Below are 21446 nucleotides of genomic sequence, written 5' to 3' on the forward strand. Positions count from 1 at the left end.
CCTCCGGACGTCTAGGCTGGACGCGCGGCACCCGTACCGTCGCGTCCCCCCGCGTCGTCGCGCGGCGGCCGCACCCGTCACGACGTCCCCGCAGCGTCGCCGCACACCGCCGGAGTCCCTGGTCCGCCATGCCCCCTTCCGCCCGTCCCGGGAACGCGCTTCCCTTCCTCCTCCTCTCGGCGTTCCGCGCCCTCATCGACGAACTGCACGTGCGGCTCGCCGAGGCGGGCCACGGAGACCTGCGCCCCGCCCACGGCATGGCGATGCAGATGATCAGCAGAGGCGGCGGCGTCTCCGATCTCGCCCGGCGGCTCGGTGTCTCGAAGCAGGCCGCCAGCAAGACCGTCACCACGCTCGAACGGCTGGGCTACGCGGAACGCAGACCGGACCCGCGCGACCAGCGCCAGCGCGCCGTCGCCCTGACGGCCCGGGGCGTGGAAGCGCTGGCCCTCTCCGGCGACATCCTCAACCATCTCCGCGACGAGTGGGCCGCGGTGGTGGGACCGGGCGAGATGGACGGGGTGGAGGAGGCCCTGGCCAGGCTGGGCGGACACGGAAGCCTCGACGGGATCGGGGACTGGCTGGGCGCGTGACCTCTGCGCCGGTCGCGGGCCGGCCTCAGTGCTGCGGGTGCCAGGCGAAGGCCCGGAAGGGCTCGTCGACCGGTGCCTCCGTCAGGCGGTTCGCATAGGTCGAGAGGGTGTAGACGCCCAGGCCGAGCACGACCTCCAGGGCGTTCCGGCGCGTGTACCCGGCGTCCAGGAAGCCCTGCATGAGGTCCGGCCGGACGCTGCCGCAGCCGGCCATGACGGCGAGGGTGAAGACGCGGAGTGCCTCGAGCCGCGTGTCCTCCAGTGGCCGGCGTTCCCGCAGCGCCTCTACGAGGGAGGCGTCCGTGCCCGACCGACTGAGCATCGCGGAGTGCAACGCCACGCAGTAGTGGCATTCCACCGAGGTGGCCATCGTGAGGATCAGGACCTCGCGTTCGAGCGGGGTGAGCGACGTCGTGTCGAACAGCTTGTTGCCGTTCAGGAACCCTTCGAGCAGTTCCGGCGACTCGGCCATCATCGCGACCGGCGCGGGGACGAAGCCGAAGCCCCGGGCCGTGTTCTCAAGGTGCGGGCGTGCCCCCTCCGGGGCGGACGCGACGTCATGGCGGACGAACATCGTGGTCGGTTCCTCTCTTCAGCCGTGGGCCCGGGTGACGGAGTCGCCTCCCGGTCGGGCGCGCTGTCGGCGCCGGGACGGCGGAGGGCGCACGCCGTGCGTCGGCGGCGCGACAGGTGCCGGAGCGCCTCGGGTGGGTGGTCCCGCGCGACGCGCCCGGCACCCGTCCTCCTCCGCCCCTTCGACCAGGGCCGCGCAGCCTCCCCCTCCATTTGGTCAACCAGGTTGACTATATCGGAGGTTCACTCGCGCGGTCAGGGTGTTTTCAGAGACGGGGGCAGAAAAAGCCCACCCGCCGGGCCGGCACCGAGGGGCTGCGGCGCGTCTCAGCCGGCGCGGACCAGCGCGTCGTCGCGCCACTTGAGGATCTTGTCGAAACTCACCACGGCCCCGCCCTGCTGCGGCCTGTTGGCGAAGCGGACGTGGTCCGCGAGCGTCTCGATCAGGTACAGGCCGCGCCCGTCCTCGGCGTCCGCGGCCGCCGCGCCGGGCGGCGGGGGCGCGGCCGGACGGCCGGCGCTCGCCGCGGGGAAGCCCGGGCCGCCGTCCGTCACCTCGATGTGGCAGGTGTCGCCGTCGATGCACGCCGTCACCCGGTACCCGTCCGCGCCGCCGCTGCCGTGCTCCACGGCGTTGGCGCAGGCCTCCGACAGAGCGACCGCCAGGTCGTACGAGATCTCCGGGTCCACCCCGGCCGAGTCCATCGCGCCGAGCAGCATCCGCCGGGCGAGGGGCACCGTGGCCGCCTCACGACGCAGGTGCAGAGACCACCAGATGCTCATGCTCAGCCTCCAGGCCGCGGCTCGACGTCGGACCACGAGGGCCCGTCCGGCCATACCCGTACCTATTGCCAAGGGGGTCGCCGGATAAGCCCCGACCCTGCGGTACCCCCCGATCGGCGGACGCGCCCGGCCCTCCGCCCGGTGTACGGCCACCCGCGCACGCCCCACGGCTCGGGGCACGTTCTCCCGCCGCGCCCCACCGCTCCCGGGCCCTGCCGGGGGCGGCAGGAGGAGCCGGTGAGATGATGACGCCGCCATGACTGCCGGTGCGGATCTCAGACTGCTGCGGGCCGCGGTGTTCACCGCGGTCTGCGTGCTGCTGTCCGCCGCCGGACACTCCGCGGCCGCCGGTACCCCCGTGCCGCTGTGGACGCTCGGCGCCGGCTGCGCCGTCGTCCTCGCCGCCGCCGTACCGCTCGCCGGGCGGGAGCGTGCGCTGCCCGGCATCGCCGCCGCGCTCGCCGCGGGGCAGGTCGTGCTGCACGTCCTCTTCTCCGCCGGGCACGCCCCGGCCTCGGCCCCGCCCGCGCGGCCGGACGACCACGGTGTCACCGCGCTGGCCCGCTCGCTGCTCTGCGGCGACGGCGGACGGGCTCTGAGCGAGGGCGAGGCGCGGCGGATCGTCGCCGACGCCGGGCTCCCCGCCGAGACCGCCGCGCCGGGGGCAGGCGGAGCCCACCCGCACGCGGGCGGTGCGGACGCCGTACCGACCGCCCTGGACGCGGCGCTCGCCCAGCTGTCCCTCCCCATGCTGCTCGGCCACCTCCTCGCCGCCGTCGCGCTCGGCTGGCTGCTGCGCCGCGGCGAAGCCGCCCTGTGGCGGCTGGTGCGGCTGTCCGCCACCACCGCCCGCGCGGCGGAGGAGCTGCTGACCGTACGGGCGCTGCGGGCGGCCGTACGGCTGCTGGGCGCGCTGCGCCGCGGCCTGACCGCAAGCGGCGGCCACGGCCCGGACGCCGTACGCCGCGCCGACCGGGACCGGACGCCCGACGGGCCGACCGCGCCGCTGACCGGGGCCGTGACCCGGCGCGGCCCGCCGCCCGCGAAGGACGACCTGCACCTGGCGGCCTGACACCCGCACCCCGGAACGGGGGCGCCCGCGCGCAGCTGCGCGCTCCGGCGCAACCGGACACGCCCGCGCACCGTTGCGCCGGGCGGTCCGAGGCGGTGTCGCGCGCTGCCGACCCCCTTCCCCGCCCCTGCGCCGTCGCGCGCCGGTCCGCGCCTCCGATGCGCCGGACCGTATCCGGCCACGCCCCGCGTGCCCGGGAGTGGGCTCCTTCGCGAGAGGAAAGAACGCCCGTCATGACCACTGCCCCGACCGCCAGTCGCTTCCCCGCCGTCCTCGGCCGCCGTGCCGCCGCCACCGGCGCCCTCACGGCCGCCGCCGTGCTGCTCTGCGCCGGCCCGGCCGCCGCGCACGTCACCGTCGACCCCGACCAGGCCGAGCAGGGCGGCTACAGCGTCGTCAACTTCAAGGTCCCCAACGAGCGGGACGACGCCGGCACCGTCAAGCTCGAGGTCAGCCTGCCGCCGGAGCACCCGCTGACGTCCGTGCAGCCGCAGGCCGTGCCCGGCTGGGACGTCGAAGTCACCAAGTCCGAACTGGACGAGCCGATCGAGCAGCACGGCAAGCAGATCACCGAAGCCGTCACCAAGATCACCTGGAGCGGCGGGGAGATCGAGCCGGGCCGCTTCCAGCAGTTCCCCGTCTCCATGGGCCGGTTGCCTGAGGACGCCGACCAGCTCGCCTTCAAGGCCCTGCAGACCTACGAGGGCGGCGAGGTCGTGCGCTGGATCGAGGTGCCCGGCGAGGGCGCCGCCGAGCCGGAGCACCCCGCCCCCGTCCTCCAGCTCGCACCCGCCGACGACGCCGGCCACGGCCACAGCCACGGCGGTGACGACAAGGCCGCGGACGCGGACGCCCCGAAGGCCGGGGCCGACGGCACGGAGGAGACCGCCGCCGACACCTCCGGCGGCACCGACACCACCGCCCGCGTCCTCGCCGTCGCCGGCATCGTCGTCGGCATCGCCGGAGTCGCGTTCGGCATCCTCGCCGGTCGCCGTCGCGGCGCCTGACCCAGAGAAGGAAGCCAGGTAAGACCGAGTCATGCGCACCACCCGAGTACTGAGCGCGGCCGCCGTCGTCCTGACGGCGGCCCTCGCCCTGACCGCCTGCGGCGGCGACACCTCGACCGGCGGCACATCCGACGTCGCCTCCGTCGAGGGTGCCGACCAGCCGCGCGGCGGCGTCACCCTCGACACGCCCTTCCCGAAGCCCGACCTCACCCTCACCAGCGACGAGGGCGAGGAGTTCGACCTGATCGAGGAGACGAAGGGCCACCCGACGCTCCTCTTCTTCGGCTACACCAACTGCCCCGACGTGTGTCCGCTGACGATGAGCAACATCGCCGTGGCCAAGGCCGAACTCAGCGAGGAGCAGCAGCGGAAACTGCGCGTCGTCTTCGTCACCACCGACCCCGAACGCGACACCCCGAAGCGCCTCGACGCCTGGCTGGGCATGCACGATCCGTCCTTCGTCGGGCTGACCGGCGACTTCGACACCATCCAGGCCGCCGCCCGCGGCGTCGGCGTCCACATCGAGGAGTCCTACGAGAAGAAGAACGGCGACGTCGTCTCCACCCACGGCGGCCAGGTCCTCGCCTTCTCGCCGAAGGACGACAAGGGGCACGTGCTGTACACCGAGGGCTCGGCCACCCCGCAGATCCTCGGGAAGGAACTGCCGAAGATCATCAGGGGGGAGACGCCGTGAACACGACCCGCGCCCGCGACCCACGCCGCCACCACCGCCGAACGGCCACCGCCGCGTCCCTCGCGCTGACCGGCGCCCTGGCCCTCGGCGCCTGCTCCACCGGCACGTCGGCGCAGGCGGGACACGGGGACGACGCCCAGCACGAGGAGGGCCTCCAGGTCACCGGCGCGTACATGCCGGCGCCGCTCATGACCGACATGGCAGGCGGCTACTTCGTCGTCCGGAACCACGGCGCGAAGGACGACCGGCTGACCGAAGTCACCAGCGGCCTGGCCGAGTCGGTCGACATGCACCGGACCGTCGACGGGCAGATGCAGCGGGTCGACTCGCTGCCCGTGCCCGCCGACGGGAAACTCGAACTGCGCCGCGGCGGCAATCACCTGATGTTCCACGACCTGGACCGGAAGCCCGCCGAGGGCGACACGGTGAAGGTGAAGCTGCACTTCGCGCACCACGACCCGGTCACCGTCGAGGTCCCCGTCAAGGCCACCCACCACGATCCGTCCGCCGGAGACCCCGGTGAATCCGGCGACTCCGGCGACTCCGGCGACTCCGGCAGCCACGAGGGCGACGGCGGACACGAGGACCACCACTGAGACAGGTCGTGACCATGCCGTCCACCACCGCCCACCGCGGCCGGCGCCGCACCGCGACGCACGGCACGCTCGGCGTGCTCGCCGTCCTCGCGGCGCTCTGCGCGTACCTGCTCGGCGCCGCGCCGCCAGCAGCCGCGCACGCCGTCCTCACCGGCAGCACCCCCGCGGCCGGGGCGGTGGTGGACGCGCAGCCCGAGGACGTCGTCCTCACCTTCTCCGAAGCCGTCCAGCTCTCCGACGACTCGGTACGCGTCCTCGCCCCCGACGGCAGCCGCGCCGACACCGGCGAGACACGCGAGCGCAGCAGCGCCTCCGGCGGCGACGCCCGGTACGCCACCCCGCTGCGCGACGGCCTGGCCGACGGCACCTACACCGTCGCCTGGCAGGTCGTCTCCGCCGACAGCCACCCCATCTCCGGTGCCTTCACCTTCTCCGTCGGCGCCCCCTCGAAGACCACCGTCGCCCTCCCCGACCAGGAGGCGGGCGGCGGCGCGGTCGGCGTCCTCTACGACCTCGCCCGCTCCATCGCCTACGCCGGGCTCCTGCTGCTCGTCGGCGGCGCCGGATTCGTCCTCGCCTGCTGGCCGCAGGGGACGCGGGTGCGTGCCGTGCAGCGCCTCGTCACCGGCGGCTGGGTCGCCGTGACCGCCGCCACCCTGGCCATGCTGCTGCTGCGCACGCCGTACACCGGCTCCGGCCGGCTCGTCGACGCCTTCGACCTCGGCGGGCTCGCGGACGTCGTCGGCACCAGGACCGGCACCGCGCTGGTCTCCCGGCTGCTGCTGCTCGCCGCGGCCGCCCTGTTCACCGCCGTGCTCTTCGGCACGTACGCCCGGACGGCCGCCGACGGCGACCCCGGGAACGACGGCGAGGGCGACCCGGCGCGGCGGCGGGACCTGGTGATCGGCCTGAGCCTCGGCGGCGGCGTGGTCTCCACCGGCCTGGCCGTCACCTGGGCGGCCTCCGAGCACGCCTCCAGCGGCATCCAGACGGCCGTCGCCATGCCCGTGGACGTCGTCCACCTGCTCGCCGCCGCGGCCTGGCTCGGCGGCCTCGCCACGCTCGCCGTCGCCCTCCGCTCCGGCACCGGCGCCGTCCCCGCGACGGCCGCACGCCGCTTCTCCCGCATCGCGCCGGCCGGCGTCCTGGTGCTGGCGCTCACCGGGACGTACCAGTCGTGGCGCCAGGTCGGCTCCTGGTCCGCCCTGACCGGCACCGACTACGGGCGCCTGCTCCTGCTCAAGCTCGCCCTCATCGTGCTCCTCCTCGTCGCGGCATACGGCTCCCGCCGCTGGGTCACCCGCCTGACGGCACCCGACCGCACGACGGCACCGGCGGCCGGTAGCCACCGTGCCCAGCCGGACCCATCGGTGTCGTCAGCGGCGCGGACCGGCGCGAACTCCGCCGTGCACCCCGCCCCGGCAGGCACCTCGGGGGCGGCCCGCGCCACCGCCGCGAGCTCCCCCACCGGGACGGGCGCCCCCGGCGCCGACCCCGCGCGGGCGGCGCAACTCGCCCGGCAGCGCGCGGCCGTGGAGGCGGCGCGGCGCCGCCGCGCGCGCGACGCGGACCCGGACCGGCGCGGCCTGCGCCGCACGGTGCTGGTCGAGACCGGCCTCGCGGTCGCCGTGCTGGCCGCCACCACCCTGCTCACCGGCACCGAGCCCGCCCGCACGGCGCAGGCGGCGGACACCGGCGCCGGGCCCTCGGCGACCGCACCGGCCGGGCCGCGCGAGCTGACCGTGCCCTTCGACACCGGGGGCCCTCGGGGGAAGGGGAAGGCGAAGGTGACCCTCGACCCCGGCGGCACCGGCCGCAACACGCTCGACCTGCGACTCACCGACGCGTCCGGGAAGCCGCTGGACGTCCCGGAGGTGCGGGTATCGTTCACGCTCCCCGCCCAGGAGATCGGTCCGCTGCGCGTCGCTCCACGCGAGGACCGCCCGGGCCGCTGGCGCACGACCGGCCTCCGGCTTCCCGTCCCCGGCGCCTGGGAGATGGCCCTCACCGTCCGGACCTCCGACATCGACCAGATCACCGAGACCCGTACCGTCCGCATCGGCTGACCCACGACAGGCACCGCACCCATGCCCAAGAAAGCCCAGCCCAGCGTCCCCTCCGGACCGGCCTCCGCACCGGCCCCCGCCACGAGCACCGCGCCCGCGCTGTCCCGCCGCCGCCTGCTCGGCGCGGCCAGCGCCGCCGGGGCCACCGGCCTCGCCCTCGGCGGCACCACGGGCGCCCTCGCGCACGCCGCCACCTCGGACGCCCCGCCCACCGCACTGAGCAGCGTCGGCACCGGCCGGGTGGCCTTCCGCGGCACCCACCAGTGCGGCATCACCACGCCGCTCCAGGCGCACGGCCGCCTCGTCGCCTTCGACCTCGCCCCCACCGCGGGACGGGCGGAGGCCGCCGCGCTGCTGCGCCGCTGGTCGGACGCCGCCGAACGGCTGATGGACGCCGTCGGCACCGACAGCCCGGCGGACGGCCCTGCGTCCGGGATCGCGCTGGACGCCGGGCCGTGCTCGCTCACCGTCACCTTCGGCTTCGGCCGCAGCCTCTTCGCCCGCACGGGTCTCACCGACCGGATGCCGGACGCGCTGCGCCCGCTGCCCCGTTTCACCGCGGACGCGCTCGACCCGGACCGGTCCGACGGCGATCTGTGGGTGCAGATCGGCGCGGACGACCCGCTGGTCACCCTCCACGCGCTGCGCGTGCTCCGCGCCGAGGCCGGTGAGGCGGCCCGGCCCCGCTGGGAGATGGCCGGCTTCAACCGCACCCCCGGCGCCACCGCCCGGCCCATGACGCCCCGCAACCTGATGGGCCAGGTCGACGGCACCAACAACCCCAGGCCCGCCGACGACGACTTCGCGGACCGGATCTTCGTCCCGCGCGGCGGCGAGCCGGACTGGATGGCGGGCGGTTCGTACGCGGTCGTGCGCCGTATCCGCATGCTGCTGGATGACTGGGACGGCACCCCGCTGCAGGAGCAGGAGCAGGTGATCGGCCGCCGCAAGTCCGACGGCGCCCCCCTCTCCGGCGGACCGGACGCCTCCGAGGACACCGCGGTGGACCTGGAGGCCCGCGACTCCTCCGGCAGGCCCGCGATCGCCGCCGACGCCCACGTACGGGTGGCCGCGCCGGAGACCAACGGCGGGGCTGCGATGCTGCGGCGCCCCTTCTCCTACCACGACGGGCTGCGCGAGGACGGTGCGCCGGACGCCGGGCTGCTCTTCGTGGCCTGGCAGGCGGACCCGCTGACCGGCTTCGTGCCGGTGCAGCGGAAGCTGGACAGCGGGGACGCGCTGTCCCGGTTCCTCCGGCACGAGGCGAGCGGACTGTTCGCCGTGCCGGGCGGGCCGGCGACGGGCGAGTACGTGGGTCAGCGGCTGCTCGAGGGCTGAGACGCGGCAGGTCGCCCCTTTTCGCCGCACTACGCTGTGCTGCATGTCACCGTCACCCGCGAGCCGTTTCACCTATCTCGGTCCCGAGGGGACCTTCACCGAGGCGGCCCTGCGCACGCTTCCGGAAGCCGCGACGCGCGAACTCGTGCCGATGGTCTCGGTGCCGGCCGCACTGGACGCCGTACGCGCGGGTGAGGCGGCGGCTGCCCTGGTGCCGATCGAGAACTCGGTGGAGGGCGGGGTGACCGCCACCCTGGACGAGCTGGCGAGCGGCGAGCCGCTGATGATCTACCGCGAGGTGCTGCTGCCCATCGCGTTCGCGCTGCTGGTCCGGCCCGGCACCACGCTGGACGCGGTGAAGACGGTGACCGGGCACCCGGTGGCGCAGCCGCAGGTGCGGAAGTGGATGGCGCGCCATCTGCCGGAGGCCCAGTGGGAGTCGGCCGCCTCCAACGCGGACGGCGCCCGGCTGGTGCAGGAGGGACGGTTCGACGGGGCGTTCGCCGGGGAGTTCGCCGCGGCGACGTACGGGCTGGAGCCGCTGGTCACGGACATCCACGACGCGGAGAACGCGCAGACGCGGTTCGTGCTGGTCGGCCGCCCGGCCCGGCCGTCGGCGCCGACCGGTTCCGACAAGACGTCGGTGGTGATGTGGCTGCGCGAGGACCACCCGGGTGCGTTGCTGGAGCTGCTCCAGGAGTACGCGGCGCGCGGGGTCAACATGATGCGCATCGAGTCGCGTCCCACGGGGGAGGGCATCGGCCGGTACTGCTTCTCGGTCGACTGCGAGGGGCACGTGGCGGACCGCCGGGTCGGGGACGTGCTGATGGGGCTCAAGCGGGCCTGTCAGCGGGTGCGGTTCCTCGGCTCGTACCCGCGCGCGGACGAGGTGCGGCCGACGCTGCGGCCGGGGACGACGGACGAGGAGTTCGTGGCCGCCGCCGACTGGCTGACGAGGTGCCTCGACGGCCGTCCGTAGCCGCCCCGGCGCTGCGGCCTGGGACGCGCTGACTTGTCCACAGAGTTATCCACAGGCGGAGTCAGGTGCTCCGTTCCGCCTGTGCACAAGTCGACACGCGAAACGGACACTGTCGACAAAACCGCATGGAGACCTCAGAGTCACCCACACGGTGGCACGCGACCGTACGTCACCTCAATTCCCGTGATCAACCCTCAAGGGTGAGTCAATCCCGCTCGAATGAGTGGGTATCCGGGGTTTGAAACAGGAATTCCACGTGCCCCCGGAGGCGCCGACGAGGGATCTTGAATTGTCCACAGCTCACCCCGTCCCGCCTGTGGACAATTCAGCGAGCACGCCCTCGCGCTGTGGATAACTCAGGGGTGAGCACGCCCCCGCGAGCCCGCTGAGGGCGGTCGCCTGCGCCGGGAATTCCGCCTCGCCCCACTGCGCGCCACGATTACCGGGATTCCCGAGTTTCCCTATTTGCCCCGAATGGGACATAGCGGGAGGGAAAGGGATTTCAGGTCGATCGCGGGAGGTCGGGCCGGGTAGTCTGACGGCGTGATTGACCTTCGACTGCTTCGCGAGGACCCCGACCGTGTGCGCGCCTCCCAGCGTGCCCGAGGAGAGGACGTCGACCTCGTCGACGCCCTCCTCTCCGCCGACGAGCGCCGCCGGTCCTCCAGCGTCCGCTTCGACGAACTGCGAGCCGAGCAGAAGCAGCTCGGCAAGCAGGTCGCCAAAGCGCAGGGCGAGGAGAAGACCGCCCTGCTGGAGCGCACCCGCGAGCTGTCCGCCGCCGTGAAGGCCGCCGACGCCGAGCAGGACGAGGCCGCGTCCGAGGCCCAGCAGCTGCTGCTGCGCCTGGGCAACCTGGTGCACCCGGACGTCCCGGTCGGCGGCGAGGAGGACTTCACCGTCCTGGAGACCCTCGGCGAGAAGCGCGACTTCGACGCCGAGGGCTTCACCCCGCGCGACCACCTGGAGCTGGGCGGCCTGCTCGGCGCGATCGACATGGAGCGCGGCGCCAAGGTCTCCGGCGCGCGCTTCTACTACCTCACCGGCGTCGGCGCCCTGCTGGAGCTGGCCCTGGTGAACGCCGCCCTCGCGCAGGCCACCGAGGCCGGCTTCACCCCGATGCTGACCCCGGCGCTGGTCAAGCCCGCCTCCATGGAGGGCACCGGCTTCCTCGGCCAGGCCGCGCAGGACGTCTACCACCTGGAGCAGGACGACCTGTACCTCGTCGGCACCTCGGAGGTGCCCCTCGCCGCGTACCACATGGACGAGATCCTGGACGGCGGCCGGCTGCCGCTGCGCTACGCGGGCTTCTCGCCGTGCTTCCGCCGCGAGGCCGGCAGCTACGGCAAGGACACCCGCGGCATCTTCCGCGTGCACCAGTTCGACAAGGTGGAGATGTTCTCCTTCGTCGCGCCGGAGGACGCCGAGGCCGAGCACAAGCGCCTGCTGGACTGGGAGAAGCAGTGGCTGACCTCGCTGGGCCTGCCCTTCCAGGTGATCGACGTGGCCACCGGCGACCTGGGCGCCTCCGCCTCGCGCAAGTACGACTGCGAGGCGTGGATCCCGACGCAGGGCAAGTACCGTGAGCTGACCTCGGCGTCGAACTGCAACGAGTTCCAGGCCCGCCGGCTGGCGGTCCGGATGCGCGGCGAGGGCGGCAAGGCCCGCCCGCTCGCCACCCTCAACGGCACGCTGTGCGCGGTGCCGCGCACCATCGTCGCGCTGCTGGAGAACCACCAGCAGGCCGACGGTTCGGTGCGGGTGCCCGAGGTGCTGCGGCCGTACCTGGGCGGACGCGAGGTGCTGGAGCCGGTCGCCACGTGACCGCCTCCCCCGCGCCCTTCCCGTACAAGCTGATCGCGACGGATCTCGACGGCACGCTGCTGGGCCCGGACGAGACCGTCTCCCCGCGCACGCGGGCCGCCCTGGAGGCGGCCTGCGCGCGCGGCGCGGCGCACCTGGTGGTGACCGGCCGCTCGGTGCCGTGGACGCGTCCGGTGCTGGAGATGCTGGGCCACGAGGGCCTGGCCGTGTGCGGGCAGGGCGCGCAGCTCTACCACGCGGGCGAACGGCGGATGCTCACCTCGGTCACCCTGGACCGGCGGCTGGCCGAGCTGGCGCTCGCACGGATCGAGGACGCCGTCGGCCCGCTGGCGCTCGCCGTCTCCCGTGACGGGGTGGACGGCCAGGTGCTGATCGGCCCCGGCTACGGGGAGGGCGAGGGACTGCTGCCGTCCGTGCCGCTGGAGAGCATGGCCGACGCCTGGGCCGAGCCGCTGAACAAGCTGTACATCCAGCACCCGACGCTCAGCGACGACGACCTGGGCCGTGCCGCCCGCGAGGCCGCCGGTGACCTGGTGAGCATCACCGTCTCCGGGCCGCGCATCGTGGAGATCCTGCCGCTCGGCCTCAGCAAGGCCAAGGGCCTCTCGTTGGCCGCCCGGCGGCTGGGCGTGCACGCCTCGCAGACGATCGCCTTCGGCGACATGCCCAACGACATCCCCATGTTCGGCTGGGCCGCGCACGGCGTGGCGATGGAGAACGCCCACCCGGAGCTGCGGTCCGTCGCCGACGAGGTCACCACGTCGAACGCGGACGACGGGATCGCCCTCGTCCTGGAGAAGCTCCTCGCCCAGTGACGGCGCTTCGCACACGCGCGGCGTAACCGTACGACTGTCCGCTCGTTGCACAGTCTGCGCGGAGGCGACCCGAGTGTGTGGCGACGAGAGTGTGTGAAGTGGCGGTGGCCGGCGGAGGCGGGTTCGAGCCCGTTCTCGCCGGTGGTGCAGTACGTGACCGGATGAGCTGATCTCCGCTCCTGGCTCCTGGATACGGACACCCGAGCGGCCCCCGGGTGAGTGGGGCGTCATCGTCCTGTCCGTATGAGCCCCGGGAGGGGTCGCTTCATGTACTCCGAATCCGTCCTGCTGGAGTCGCGCTCGGCGCGCTCCGGCATGAGCCACCACGTCGAGGTCCTCGACAAGGTGAAGACGCTGGCCCTCGCGCCGGACGGCGTCCACGCGACGACGCGGGACGTCGCCGCGTACTTCGAGGTGAGCGAGTCGACTGTGAACAACTTGCTCGACCGTCACCGCGAGGAGCTGTCGAGCAATGGGTTGCGCATCCTGCAGGGCTCTGACCTGCAGGAGTTTGTGAACCTCACCATGAGGTTCACAAAGGCAACTGCGAATAGTTATCCACAGCGGCAGCGGAGCCTCGCCGTCTACAGTCGGCGCACGGTGCTCAACGTGGCGATGCTGCTGCGGGACAGCGAGGTCGCGCGACGCGTGCGGGCGTACCTGCTCGACGTCGAGGCGGAGGCCGCGCCGGTGTCGTCGGCACTCGAACCGCGTGTGGCCAAGCTGGAGTCGGCCGTCGGGGACATCGGCGCGATGTTCCAGGAGCTGGGTCCGGTGATCCACCGCATGTCGGTCCGGATGGAGCGGATCGACCGGCGCATGGTGAACACCGAGCGGCTGGTCTGTGAGATGAGCCGTCGGACCGCCGACATGGGTGAGGAGATGCGCGGCATGCGCACCGACCTCGACCACGTCATGCGCGCCACCGGCGTCGAACCGGTCCGGCGACGCGGGGAGGGCTGACCCCTTCGCGGTGCGGGGCGCGCGGTCCTCAGCGCGCCCCGCACCGCGAATCCCCCGCGTCGGGTGCGAGGCCCCTCCAGCACTCGCACCCCGGCGGCTCACCACGGCGGTTCACGGCGTCACTGCCACCGCGGTCGCCCCGGGCCGGTGGGGTGGATGCCCCTCACGCCCGTCACCAGGGAGTAGAGGGAGGTCGTGGCGGTGATGAAGAGCCGGTTCCGCTTCGGGCCGCCGAAGGCTAGGTTGGAGACCGGTTCCGGCACGTTGAGGCGGCCGATGAGTGTGCCGTCGGGGTCGTAGCAGTGCACGCCGTCGCTCATGGCAGCGGCCCAGAGGCGTCCGGCGGAGTCGAAGCGCAGATTGTCGAACCGCGCGTGCGGCCGCTTCGCCGCTTCGGCGAAGACCTCGCCGTCGGACAGCGAGCCGTCGTCGCGCACGTCGAAGACCCGGATGAAGCCGGCGCGGGTGTCGGACACGAAGAGCTGCCGTTCGTCCGCCGAGAAGACGAGCCCGTTCGGCGCGCCGAAGCCGTCCGCGACCACCTCCACGCCACCCGTCACGGGGTCGATGCGGTAGACGTGGTTCGCGCCGATCTCGCTGTCCGCGCGGTGGCCTTCGTAGTCGCTGGTGATGCCGAAGTCGGGGTCGGAGAAGTAGACGGCGCCGTCGGACTTCACCGCAGCGTCGTTGGGGCTGTTGAGGCGCTTCCCCTGCCAGCGGTCGGCCAGCACGGTGAGCGTTCCGTCGTGCTCGGTGCGGGTCACGCGCCGGTTGCCCTGTTCACAGGTGATCAGGCGCCCCTCGGCGTCGAGGGTGTTGCCGTTGGTGTGGCCCGCGTGGCGGCGGAAGACGCCGACCGCGCCGGTCTCCTCGTCCCAGCGGAGCATCCGGTCGTTGGGGATGTCGCTCCAGATCAGCTGCCGCCAGGCGGGGAGGTAGAGCGGGCCCTCGGCCCAGTGGGAACCGGTGTGCAGGACCTCCAGGTCGTCGTCGCCGACCATGCAGCGCCCGGTACGGAAGCGCTCGTCGAGACACTCGTACAGCGGGAGTCGTTCTACCGTCACAGGAAGGTCCCCTCCGAACCACCATCACCCGATCGTGCGATATGCAGGATGTCATACAGTGAGAGGCGAAGAACACCGAACGGAGAACTGTGGACGAGATGGATCGTGCGCTGCTGGCGGAGTTGCAACGGGACGCGCTGACGCCGTACGCCAAGCTGGGCGAGGCCGTCGGGCTGTCGGCCGGGGCCGCCCACGAGAGGGTGCGCAAGCTGCGCGAGCGCGGCGTGATCCGCCGGACGACGGTCGACGTGGCCCCGGAGGCCGTGGACGCCGGCGTACTGGCGTACGTGATGGTCGAGTCGACGTCCTGGATGGGCGATTCGGCCGAACGGTTCGCGGACGTGCCCGAGATCCAGGAGGCGCACGTCATCACCGGCAGCGCGTCGGTACTGGTGAAGGTGCGCACGGCGTCCACCAGTCAACTGCAGGACGTGTTGCGGCGGTTGTACGAGATCGAGGGTGTCAGCGGCACACAGGCGACGGTCGTCCTGGAGACGTTCTTCGAACGGCCCGTGCGCGTGAAGTAGCGGGGCCTACCGGAGCGAGCCGAGGAAGCGGCGCCAGGCGTGCGGAGGCAGGCACAGCGTCGGCCCGGCTATGTCCTTCGAGTCCCGGACGTGTACGGCCACTTGGCCCGCCGCGACCTCGACACACTGACCGCCGCTGGAGTCGCTGTAGCTGCTCTTCGTCCACCCGACGGCGACTTCCACGCACTCGCCGCCCCCCGAGTCGCTGTAGGTGCTCTTGCGCCACTCCACGGCGACCTCCACGCAGTCGCCTCCGCTGGAGTCGCTGTAGCTGCTCTTCACCCACGTCAGGTCACTCATAGCTCACCCGTCAACTGCTCGATCAGCTTCATCGATTCCTCCACTCGGAGGGCCTGACGACTGATCATGGCATGACGGTGGGCAAGCGGCCCTACCTCGGCAGGCTTGGAAACGAACGTGCTGTGGCCGTTCGCCTCCATGTAGGCCAACGTCTCTCGGTCAGGCGTCTCGACCAGTTTGGCGGGCCCCTGCAGTCCCGCATGCCCAGAACGGCTCGCCTCCATGACCTGGAGGGTCACATGGGGCAGGGCCGCCGAGTCGAGTAGATGCTGATACTGCTCCTTCATCACCCCTGGCCCGCCGAGCCGTCTCCGGAGGGCCGATTCCTCGATCACGATGTTGATCACGCAACGTGGCTTGCGCGAGAGAAGCGCTCTTCGCTCCACGCGGGCGGCAGCCAGGGCATCGACCTCTTCCTCCTCCAAGGGCGGGAAGCCGAACCGCAGCACCGCTCGTGCGTAACTCTCTGTCTGAAGCAAGCCGTCGATCACCTGCGTGCAGAACGACGAGACGCTCAGCGCCTGCTGCTCGAGTTGAACGAAGCCCTGGAAGTGCTCCGGGTACCGCTCGAGTCGTAGGTACTTCCCAGCGGCAGCGATGACGCCTCCGGCGTCCAGCGCGTGTTCGGCGGCGTCGATGAAGCCGTCGGTGGCCGGTTTGGCGCAGGTCTCGACCGCGCTGACGGCTGCGCCGGTGTAGTTCATGCGTGTGCCCAGTTCGTTCTGGGACAGGCCGACCCTGACCCGCAGCAGCCGCAGGACCTCCGCGAAGTACTGGCCGGCCGGGGAGACCACCATCATGCCGGGTGCCATCCGCGCTCACCCCCTTCAACTCGTCTCAACGCCTCTCAACGCGGGCCGGGTCGGGCTCAACGATCGACCCCGTTGACATGCGACTACTACCGAACGTAGCTGCTCGTGGCGAATCTGGTGATATGAAACCGGAAAGTGATGAGACCTCTCCCGCCGTCGCGTCGTTCGTGTGGTGGCGGCGGTATCCGTCGACGCCGCGCAGCGTCACGGTGGCCCGGCATCACGTGGTGGACGTACTGACGGAGTGGGGCGTGGGGGAAGACGGGGTGGCCTCGGCGGAGTTGGTCGTCTCGGAGCTGGTCACCAACGCCGTGCGGCACGGACTCGTGCCGGGTCGGCTGGTCGAGCTGCGGGTGACGTACGACCTGGCGAAGATGCTGACCGTCGAGGTGTCGGACGCGGGCGACCGGTGGCCGCCCGCGACGGTGCCCGAAGACCCGGGCGACGCCGCCGAGTCGGGGCGCGGGCTGGCGCTGGTGGCGGCGTTCTCCGACGGGTGGGGCGTGCGGGACCGGGAGGTCGGCAAGACCGTGTGGGCCCACCTGCGGGCGTGGGAGTGATTATCACACTGCGCAACGAACGGTCATCGCACGGTCACAAGAGGAGGTAGTGTGCCCCTCGACGGGGTCGCCTCGACCGAAAGAGGCGGTCCCCAGCCGGTGTTACAGCACCGGCCGGGGCCCTACACCCACGAAAGACTTCACAGGAGTCCCTGGATGCTCCGGAATGTTAACGCGCCCCCACGTGCCTTCACTCAGATCCCGCACACCATCGTGCGCCATCCCCGCCTGTCCCCGGCGGCCAAGACCCTGCTGACGTGGCAGCTCTCCCTCACGGCCGACGACCGGCAGTGCCTCAGTGAGACGGCTCGTCGGGCCGGTATCCGGAAGACCGCGTTCCAGCGCGCCAAGCGCGAGTTGCTGGACGAGGGCTACGTGCACGAGTGGCGGGTGCGGGTCGAGAGTGGCCGGTTCCGGACCGTGCAGCTGGTGTCCAACGTCGTGCTGACGCCTGCGGAGGCGCTGGCGTTGCGGGACGGCCGGGAGCACGGCGCCGAGCCGTCGCCGCCGGGTGCCGGTTCTCCGACCGTCGGTGAGCCGACGGGCCGGACGGACGGCCGTCAACCAAGGAAGAACATCAGGGAGAACACCACCCGACCCACCGAGCAGGCGTCGGGCGAAGAGGCGTCGGGCGCACGCGAACCGGGACGCCGGCGGCGGGCGGCGGCCGAGGCGTTCCTGCGCACCCTGGTGTTCGCGGACCGCCGGCTGGCGATGCCCGCCCGGGTGATCCGCGACCTGGCGCCGCTCCTGGTGCCGTGGCTGCAGAGCGACTTGAGCGCCGAGGAGATCCGCCGGACGCTGACCGGAGGGCTGGGCGGCGACGTGCGGTCGCCGGTGGGCGTGCTGCGCTGGCGGCTGCGGCACGCGCTGCCGGACGTGCCGCCCGCCGTTCCGGCCGCGCCGCGCCCGGAGCCGAGGGTGGCCCGGATGCGGGAGTGCCGGGGCGAGCACACCCAGTCGTTGCTCTTCACCCCGAGGCCGGGCGTGGAGGGGGACCTGTGTCCCGAGTGCCGGGCGGAGGGGGCGGCCGTCCCCGACTTGCCACCCGAGCCCGAACGCGTGGGCTTCGAGCTGTTCCGCGCGAGCAGAAGGCCCCGTGCGGACCGGCCCGCGCGCGCGGAGGAACCGGCGACGCCGGGGCCGCGACGGTGAGGTGTCGCGGTCCCCGGCGTCGGCCGACCGGGAAGGTGCCGGAGGGGGTTACTGCTCGCCCGCGAGGGTGAGGGTGCGGAGTTTCTGCCCGGCCCACCAGGTGCCGCCCACCGTGACGACCGCGAGCAGGATCACCGCGAGCGTCAGGCCGACCTCGGACGTGATGAGGCCTTCGCCGCCGATCTCCTGCGCGACGGCGAGGGACCACTGCTGAACGGACAGGGTGAGGGCGCCGGCGATGATGTTGCCGACGACGGCCTCCCAGACCAGGGCGTAGACCAGACCGATGACGACGGCGTGCCGGGTGACGACGCCGAGCAGCAGGAACAGCGCGCTGTAGGCGAGGGAGCCGACGGCGGCGGCGACGGCGTACGCGACCGCGAGCTGCTGGCTGTTGCCGTTGAGGACGAAGCCGGCCAGCAGCGTGGGCACCGCCGAGAAGGCGACGGTGACACCGACGGCGACGTACAGCTTGGTGAGGATGATGGTGGAGCGCTTGAGCGGCTTCGCGAGCAGGTAGACGACGGAGCCGTCGTCGATCTCCGGGCCGATGGCTCCGGTGCCGGCGATGACGCCGATGAGCGGGACCATCGCGGAGAGGGCGAAGCCGCCGAGGAGCTCGGCGGTCAGCTGGTCGTCGGCCCCGACCAGGACGCGTACGAGGACGGCGACCAGGAGGAGCAGCGCGGGCAGGGCCGTGAGGATCAGGCCGCGTTTGCGGCCGAGGAGGGCCCGGAAGGTGAGGCGGGCGACCGTGGGGTCGTAGAGGTTGCTCATGTCGTCTGCTCCTTTCAGGCCGCGACGAGGTAGGAGAAGACGCTTTCCAGGGACTCGTCCGAGGGCGAGACCTCCTGGAGCCGAATGCCGTGCTGCCGCGCGACGCGGGGGAGCAGCTCGGTGAAGCGGGTGAAGTCGACGGCCTGGATGCGCAGGGCACGTTCGTCGGCGTCGAACGCGATGCCGGAGGTGCAGCCGTCGGCGATGAGGGCGGCGGCCAGGGCGCGGTCGTCGCTGGAGCGGACGAGGTAGCGGTGCGGGCGGTCGGTCATCAGGCGGCGGATCTTGCGGAAGTTGCCGCTGGCGGCGTGCCGTCCGGCGACCACCACCTCGATGTGCGACGCCAGTTGCTCGACCTCCTCCAGGATGTGGGAGGAGAAGAGCACGGTGCGGCCCTGGTCGCCCATCTGCCGCAGAAGGGTCATGAGCTGCATGCGCTGGCGGGGGTCCATGCCGTTGAACGGCTCGTCGAGCAGCAGCACGGACGGGTCGTGGACGAGCGCGGACGCCATCTTGACGCGCTGCCGCATGCCCTTGCTGTAGGTGCTGATGCGGCGGTCGGCGGCGTGTTCCATCTCCACGGTGGCCAGCGCGTTGCGGGCGGCGGCGCGCGGGTCGCGGAGGCGGTGCAGCTCGGCGTTGGCGAGGACGAACTCGCCGCCGGTGAGGTAGTCGTACATGCCCTCGCGCTCGGGGACGAGCCCGATCTCGCGGTAGACGTCCTGGTTGCGCCAGACGGTGGCGCCGTCGAGGGTGACGGTGCCGCTGGAGGGCGGAAGGAAGCCGCTCATCATGTGGATGAGGGTGGACTTGCCCGCGCCGTTGGGGCCGAGCAGGCCGGTGACGCCGGGGCCGATCGTCATGGTGATGTCGTTGACGGCGACGACGTTGCCGTACCAGCGGGAGACGTGGTCGATCTGGAGGGTGGTCACAGCCCGGCCTTTCGGTAGCGGCGCAGCAGGAGGGCGTAGGTGCCGGCGATCAGGACGGCGATGAGCAGCACGTAGCCGGTGCCTTCGGCGGCGGTCAGGTCGACGGCGCCGGGGAAGGCGGAGGGGCCGCCGAGTACGGCCTGCTGGAAGCCGGCCATGAGGGTGCCGGGGGAGCCGAGGCCGAGCCAGCCGATGAGTTCGGGGGCGTTCTGGCCGTAGGCGGTGCCCTGGAGTGCGGAGACCAGCATGTAGGGGATGGTCAGCACGGCGATGACGGTGGCGATGCCGAAGCCGCGGCGCGGGGTGAGGGCGGCGAGGAAGAGGCCGATGCCGGCGTGCAGGGCCGCGAACAGGGCGGAGAACAGGAGGCCCTTGGCGAATCCGAGGGTCTGGTCGGTGAAGTCGAGCTTGGCGAGCAGCGCACCGACGTACAGCAGGAGCACCGGGGTGGCGGTGAAGACGAACAGCGCGGCGGTGAGGGCGGCGTACTTGGCGCTCACGTAGTCGCGGCGTTCGATGGGGCGGGAGAAGTACAGGGGTGTGGTCTTGAACCGCAGGTCGAGGGAGACGGCCTGGGGTGCGGCGGCGGCGACGAAGATGCCGACGACGGGCTGCAGGAAAAGGGCGTACTCGGTGTAGGCGACGGGGAGTTCACCGGCGCCCGTGACGACGGTGACGGCGACCATGATGAGGGCCGGAAAGGCCATCGAGGCCGCCAGGATCATCGGCAGGACCTTGGACTTGGCCGTCCGGCCGAGGCCGTAGGCGCCGCGCAGCGAGTGGACGAACAGCGACCGGCGGGCGTAGGCGCGGCCGAGGCGCGGGCCGTCGTAGTGGCGGTAGCCGATGTTGTGGATCACGTCCGCCGCGGGGGCGGAAGCAGGGGCGGAGGCGGGGGTGGAGGCGGAGGTGGGGTTTCGGGTCTCAGGCGACATCGCCGCTGTGTCCTTCCTGCGGGCGGGCCGCCGCGAATTCGGGCGTGCGGGCGTCGGTGCCGGGGGCAGGGCCGGTGGGCTGCCCGGTGTTCCGGTCGGTGTGCGCACCGGGGGGCCCTTCGGCGTGCTGTTCGGGGCTCTCGGTGAAGACCTCGGCGATGCGGTGGCGGCGCTGTTCCATGCGGATCAGGCCGATGCCGAGGTCGGCGACGGCGTCGCGGACGACGTCGTGCGTGGCGCCGTCGACGACGTCGACCAGCAGCAGGTGTCCGCTGCCGGGGGCTCCCGGGGCACCGGGGGCGTGGACGGTGAGTCCGGCCTTGGTGAGGGCGTCGCGGAGTGCGGCGGTGCCGTCGGGGTGGGTGTCGGTGTCGGTGACCTCGACGGCCAGCGAGGCGGTGCTCTGGGTGAAGTCGGCGGTGGAGGAGGAGCGCAGAAGCGTTCCGCCGTCGATGACGACGACGTGGTCGCAGGTGCGTTCCAGTTCGCCGAGCAGGTGCGAGGTGACCAGCACGGAGATGCCGAAGTCGGTGTGGACGCGGCGGATGAGGCCGAGCATGTCGTCCCGGCCGACGGGGTCGAGCCCGTTGGTGGGCTCGTCGAGCAGGACGAGCTGGGGGTCGTGGACGAGTGCCTGGGCGAGTTTGACCCGCTGCTTCATGCCGGTCGAGTAGCCGCCCATGGCGCGGTAGCGCTCCTCGTAGAGGCCGACGTGACGCAGGGTGTCGGCGGTGCGCTCGCGGGCCGCGGTGGCGGGGAGGCCGGACATCCGTGCCATGTGGACGACGAACTCGGTGGCCGAGACGTCGGGCGGCAGGCAGTCGTGTTCCGGCATGTAGCCGACGCGTTCACGGATCGCGGCGCCCTCGCGGGAGACGTCGAGACCGAGCACGCTCGCGGTGCCCTCGGTGGCCGGGGCGAGACCGAGGAGGATCTTGATCAGGGTCGATTTGCCGGCTCCGTTGGCACCCACCAGGCCTGTCACGCCCGGTGTGATGTCCATCGTCAGCCGGTCGAGAGCGGTCACCCGTGGGTACCGCTTGGTCAGGCTCTGGGTAGCGATCACAGTCACGGAGACGAC

The 21446-nt window shown here is 72.6% G+C and carries 23 protein-coding genes; 14 read left to right on the top strand and 9 right to left on the bottom strand.

The window, feature by feature from the left end; translation table 11 throughout:
* Positions 1-128: 128 nt before the first annotated feature.
* Positions 129-593, top strand: coding sequence for a MarR family winged helix-turn-helix transcriptional regulator (locus tag RM572_RS08840; protein WP_311672711.1), 465 nt, complete (start codon positions 129-131; stop codon positions 591-593).
* A 25-nt stretch (positions 594-618) separates the two neighbouring features.
* Here RM572_RS08840 and RM572_RS08845 read toward each other — a convergent pair whose 3' ends face one another.
* The gene (locus RM572_RS08845) at positions 619-1167 is read right to left on the bottom strand and encodes a carboxymuconolactone decarboxylase family protein (RefSeq protein WP_311672712.1); all 549 of its coding nucleotides are present in this window, start codon (positions 1165-1167) and stop codon (positions 619-621) included.
* 326 nt (positions 1168-1493) lie between these two features.
* Positions 1494-1949, bottom strand: a complete 456-nt coding sequence (locus RM572_RS08850; RefSeq protein ID WP_311672713.1) for an ATP-binding protein — start codon at positions 1947-1949, stop codon at positions 1494-1496.
* A 256-nt stretch (positions 1950-2205) separates the two neighbouring features.
* On the opposite strand from RM572_RS08850, the gene RM572_RS08855 reads away from it, so the two are divergent.
* The 10 genes from RM572_RS08855 (at position 2206) to RM572_RS08900 (ending at position 13303) form a co-directional block, all read left to right on the top strand.
* A complete protein-coding gene (locus RM572_RS08855; RefSeq protein ID WP_311672714.1) occupies positions 2206-3021 on the top strand; it encodes a hypothetical protein in 816 nt (271 codons plus the stop codon).
* A gap of 233 nt (positions 3022-3254) precedes the next feature.
* Positions 3255-4028, top strand: a complete 774-nt coding sequence (locus RM572_RS08860) for a YcnI family copper-binding membrane protein (RefSeq protein ID WP_311672715.1) — start codon at positions 3255-3257, stop codon at positions 4026-4028.
* A 31-nt stretch (positions 4029-4059) separates the two neighbouring features.
* Positions 4060-4722 carry an SCO family protein gene (locus RM572_RS08865; protein WP_311672716.1) on the top strand — a complete coding sequence of 221 codons (663 nt, stop codon included), beginning with the start codon at positions 4060-4062 and terminating at the stop codon, positions 4720-4722.
* Entirely contained in the window at positions 4719-5318 is a 600-nt protein-coding gene (locus RM572_RS08870; RefSeq protein WP_311672717.1) for a copper chaperone PCu(A)C, read from the top strand. Before RM572_RS08865 ends, RM572_RS08870 begins: the two co-directional genes overlap by 4 nt.
* Before the next feature lie 14 nt (positions 5319-5332).
* The gene (locus RM572_RS08875; protein WP_311672718.1) at positions 5333-7384 is read left to right on the top strand and encodes a copper resistance CopC/CopD family protein; all 2052 of its coding nucleotides are present in this window, start codon (positions 5333-5335) and stop codon (positions 7382-7384) included.
* Between the two features lie 21 nt (positions 7385-7405).
* On the top strand, positions 7406-8722 hold the full coding sequence (efeB, locus tag RM572_RS08880; RefSeq protein ID WP_311672719.1) for an iron uptake transporter deferrochelatase/peroxidase subunit: 1317 nt from the start codon (positions 7406-7408) through the stop codon (positions 8720-8722).
* A gap of 43 nt (positions 8723-8765) precedes the next feature.
* Positions 8766-9701 (top strand): prephenate dehydratase, encoded by a 936-nt coding sequence (gene pheA / locus RM572_RS08885; RefSeq protein ID WP_311672720.1) that lies wholly within the window; start codon positions 8766-8768, stop codon positions 9699-9701.
* A 543-nt stretch (positions 9702-10244) separates the two neighbouring features.
* Positions 10245-11525 carry a serine--tRNA ligase gene (gene serS / locus RM572_RS08890; RefSeq protein WP_311672721.1) on the top strand — a complete coding sequence of 427 codons (1281 nt, stop codon included), beginning with the start codon at positions 10245-10247 and terminating at the stop codon, positions 11523-11525.
* Positions 11522-12340 carry an HAD family hydrolase gene (locus RM572_RS08895; protein WP_311672722.1) on the top strand — a complete coding sequence of 273 codons (819 nt, stop codon included), beginning with the start codon at positions 11522-11524 and terminating at the stop codon, positions 12338-12340. Before serS ends, RM572_RS08895 begins: the two co-directional genes overlap by 4 nt.
* 267 nt (positions 12341-12607) lie before the next feature.
* Positions 12608-13303 (top strand): hypothetical protein, encoded by a 696-nt coding sequence (locus tag RM572_RS08900; RefSeq protein ID WP_311672723.1) that lies wholly within the window; start codon positions 12608-12610, stop codon positions 13301-13303.
* Positions 13304-13422: 119 nt separating this feature from the next.
* Here RM572_RS08900 and RM572_RS08905 read toward each other — a convergent pair whose 3' ends face one another.
* Positions 13423-14304: an SMP-30/gluconolactonase/LRE family protein gene (locus tag RM572_RS08905; protein WP_394813569.1), complete on the bottom strand. Its 882-nt coding sequence runs from the start codon at positions 14302-14304 to the stop codon at positions 13423-13425.
* Between the two features lie 152 nt (positions 14305-14456).
* Here RM572_RS08905 and RM572_RS08910 point away from each other — a divergent pair, with 152 nt between their 5' ends.
* Positions 14457-14894 (top strand): Lrp/AsnC family transcriptional regulator, encoded by a 438-nt coding sequence (locus RM572_RS08910; RefSeq protein WP_311672726.1) that lies wholly within the window; start codon positions 14457-14459, stop codon positions 14892-14894.
* Between the two features lie 6 nt (positions 14895-14900).
* Here the strand turns inward: RM572_RS08910 and RM572_RS08915 are convergent, their stop codons facing one another.
* Both RM572_RS08915 and RM572_RS08920 read right to left on the bottom strand, forming a co-directional pair.
* Positions 14901-15194 (bottom strand): DUF397 domain-containing protein, encoded by a 294-nt coding sequence (locus tag RM572_RS08915; RefSeq protein ID WP_311672727.1) that lies wholly within the window; start codon positions 15192-15194, stop codon positions 14901-14903.
* On the bottom strand, positions 15191-16006 hold the full coding sequence (locus RM572_RS08920; RefSeq protein WP_311672728.1) for a helix-turn-helix domain-containing protein: 816 nt from the start codon (positions 16004-16006) through the stop codon (positions 15191-15193). The genes RM572_RS08915 and RM572_RS08920 overlap by 4 nt, the downstream gene beginning before the upstream one ends.
* Before the next feature lie 122 nt (positions 16007-16128).
* Between RM572_RS08920 and RM572_RS08925 the strand changes: the two genes are divergently transcribed.
* Positions 16129-16566, top strand: coding sequence for an ATP-binding protein (locus tag RM572_RS08925; RefSeq protein WP_311672729.1), 438 nt, complete (start codon positions 16129-16131; stop codon positions 16564-16566).
* A gap of 156 nt (positions 16567-16722) precedes the next feature.
* Positions 16723-17721, top strand: a complete 999-nt coding sequence (locus RM572_RS08930; protein WP_311672730.1) for a hypothetical protein — start codon at positions 16723-16725, stop codon at positions 17719-17721.
* A 48-nt stretch (positions 17722-17769) separates the two neighbouring features.
* Here the strand turns inward: RM572_RS08930 and RM572_RS08935 are convergent, their stop codons facing one another.
* Genes RM572_RS08935 through RM572_RS08950 form a run of 4 tightly spaced genes read right to left on the bottom strand, consistent with a single transcriptional unit; the run spans position 17770 to position 21431 of the window.
* Positions 17770-18498, bottom strand: a complete 729-nt coding sequence (locus tag RM572_RS08935; protein WP_311672731.1) for an ABC transporter permease subunit — start codon at positions 18496-18498, stop codon at positions 17770-17772.
* 14 nt (positions 18499-18512) lie between these two features.
* Positions 18513-19430, bottom strand: coding sequence for an ABC transporter ATP-binding protein (locus RM572_RS08940; protein WP_136183307.1), 918 nt, complete (start codon positions 19428-19430; stop codon positions 18513-18515).
* A complete protein-coding gene (locus RM572_RS08945) occupies positions 19427-20365 on the bottom strand; it encodes an ABC transporter permease (RefSeq protein ID WP_311672732.1) in 939 nt (312 codons plus the stop codon). Before RM572_RS08945 ends, RM572_RS08940 begins: the two co-directional genes overlap by 4 nt.
* Positions 20355-21431, bottom strand: a complete 1077-nt coding sequence (locus tag RM572_RS08950; protein ID WP_311672870.1) for an ABC transporter ATP-binding protein — start codon at positions 21429-21431, stop codon at positions 20355-20357. The genes RM572_RS08945 and RM572_RS08950 overlap by 11 nt, the downstream gene beginning before the upstream one ends.
* Positions 21432-21446: the final 15 nt, after the last annotated feature.

The sequence above is a fragment of the Streptomyces hazeniae genome (genome assembly GCF_031845485.1).
Taxonomy (GTDB): domain Bacteria; phylum Actinomycetota; class Actinomycetes; order Streptomycetales; family Streptomycetaceae; genus Streptomyces; species Streptomyces hazeniae.

What these genes read in the sequence shown, in the direction of transcription:
- RM572_RS08840 (WP_311672711.1), top strand. Translation starts at nt 129, where the DNA reads ATGCCCCCTTCCGCCCGTCCCGGGAACGCGCTTCCCTTCCTCCTCCTC.
- RM572_RS08845 (WP_311672712.1), bottom strand. Translation starts at nt 1,167, where the DNA reads ATGTTCGTCCGCCATGACGTCGCGTCCGCCCCGGAGGGGGCACGCCCG.
- RM572_RS08850 (WP_311672713.1), bottom strand. Translation starts at nt 1,949, where the DNA reads ATGAGCATCTGGTGGTCTCTGCACCTGCGTCGTGAGGCGGCCACGGTG.
- RM572_RS08855 (WP_311672714.1), top strand. Translation starts at nt 2,206, where the DNA reads ATGACTGCCGGTGCGGATCTCAGACTGCTGCGGGCCGCGGTGTTCACC.
- RM572_RS08860 (WP_311672715.1), top strand. Translation starts at nt 3,255, where the DNA reads ATGACCACTGCCCCGACCGCCAGTCGCTTCCCCGCCGTCCTCGGCCGC.
- RM572_RS08865 (WP_311672716.1), top strand. Translation starts at nt 4,060, where the DNA reads ATGCGCACCACCCGAGTACTGAGCGCGGCCGCCGTCGTCCTGACGGCG.
- RM572_RS08875 (WP_311672718.1), top strand. Translation starts at nt 5,333, where the DNA reads ATGCCGTCCACCACCGCCCACCGCGGCCGGCGCCGCACCGCGACGCAC.
- efeB (WP_311672719.1), top strand. Translation starts at nt 7,406, where the DNA reads ATGCCCAAGAAAGCCCAGCCCAGCGTCCCCTCCGGACCGGCCTCCGCA.
- pheA (WP_311672720.1), top strand. Translation starts at nt 8,766, where the DNA reads ATGTCACCGTCACCCGCGAGCCGTTTCACCTATCTCGGTCCCGAGGGG.
- RM572_RS08900 (WP_311672723.1), top strand. Translation starts at nt 12,608, where the DNA reads ATGTACTCCGAATCCGTCCTGCTGGAGTCGCGCTCGGCGCGCTCCGGC.
- RM572_RS08905 (WP_394813569.1), bottom strand. Translation starts at nt 14,304, where the DNA reads ATGGTCGGCGACGACGACCTGGAGGTCCTGCACACCGGTTCCCACTGG.
- RM572_RS08915 (WP_311672727.1), bottom strand. Translation starts at nt 15,194, where the DNA reads ATGAGTGACCTGACGTGGGTGAAGAGCAGCTACAGCGACTCCAGCGGA.
- RM572_RS08920 (WP_311672728.1), bottom strand. Translation starts at nt 16,006, where the DNA reads ATGGCACCCGGCATGATGGTGGTCTCCCCGGCCGGCCAGTACTTCGCG.
- RM572_RS08925 (WP_311672729.1), top strand. Translation starts at nt 16,129, where the DNA reads ATGAAACCGGAAAGTGATGAGACCTCTCCCGCCGTCGCGTCGTTCGTG.
- RM572_RS08930 (WP_311672730.1), top strand. Translation starts at nt 16,723, where the DNA reads ATGCTCCGGAATGTTAACGCGCCCCCACGTGCCTTCACTCAGATCCCG.
- RM572_RS08935 (WP_311672731.1), bottom strand. Translation starts at nt 18,498, where the DNA reads ATGAGCAACCTCTACGACCCCACGGTCGCCCGCCTCACCTTCCGGGCC.
- RM572_RS08945 (WP_311672732.1), bottom strand. Translation starts at nt 20,365, where the DNA reads ATGTCGCCTGAGACCCGAAACCCCACCTCCGCCTCCACCCCCGCCTCC.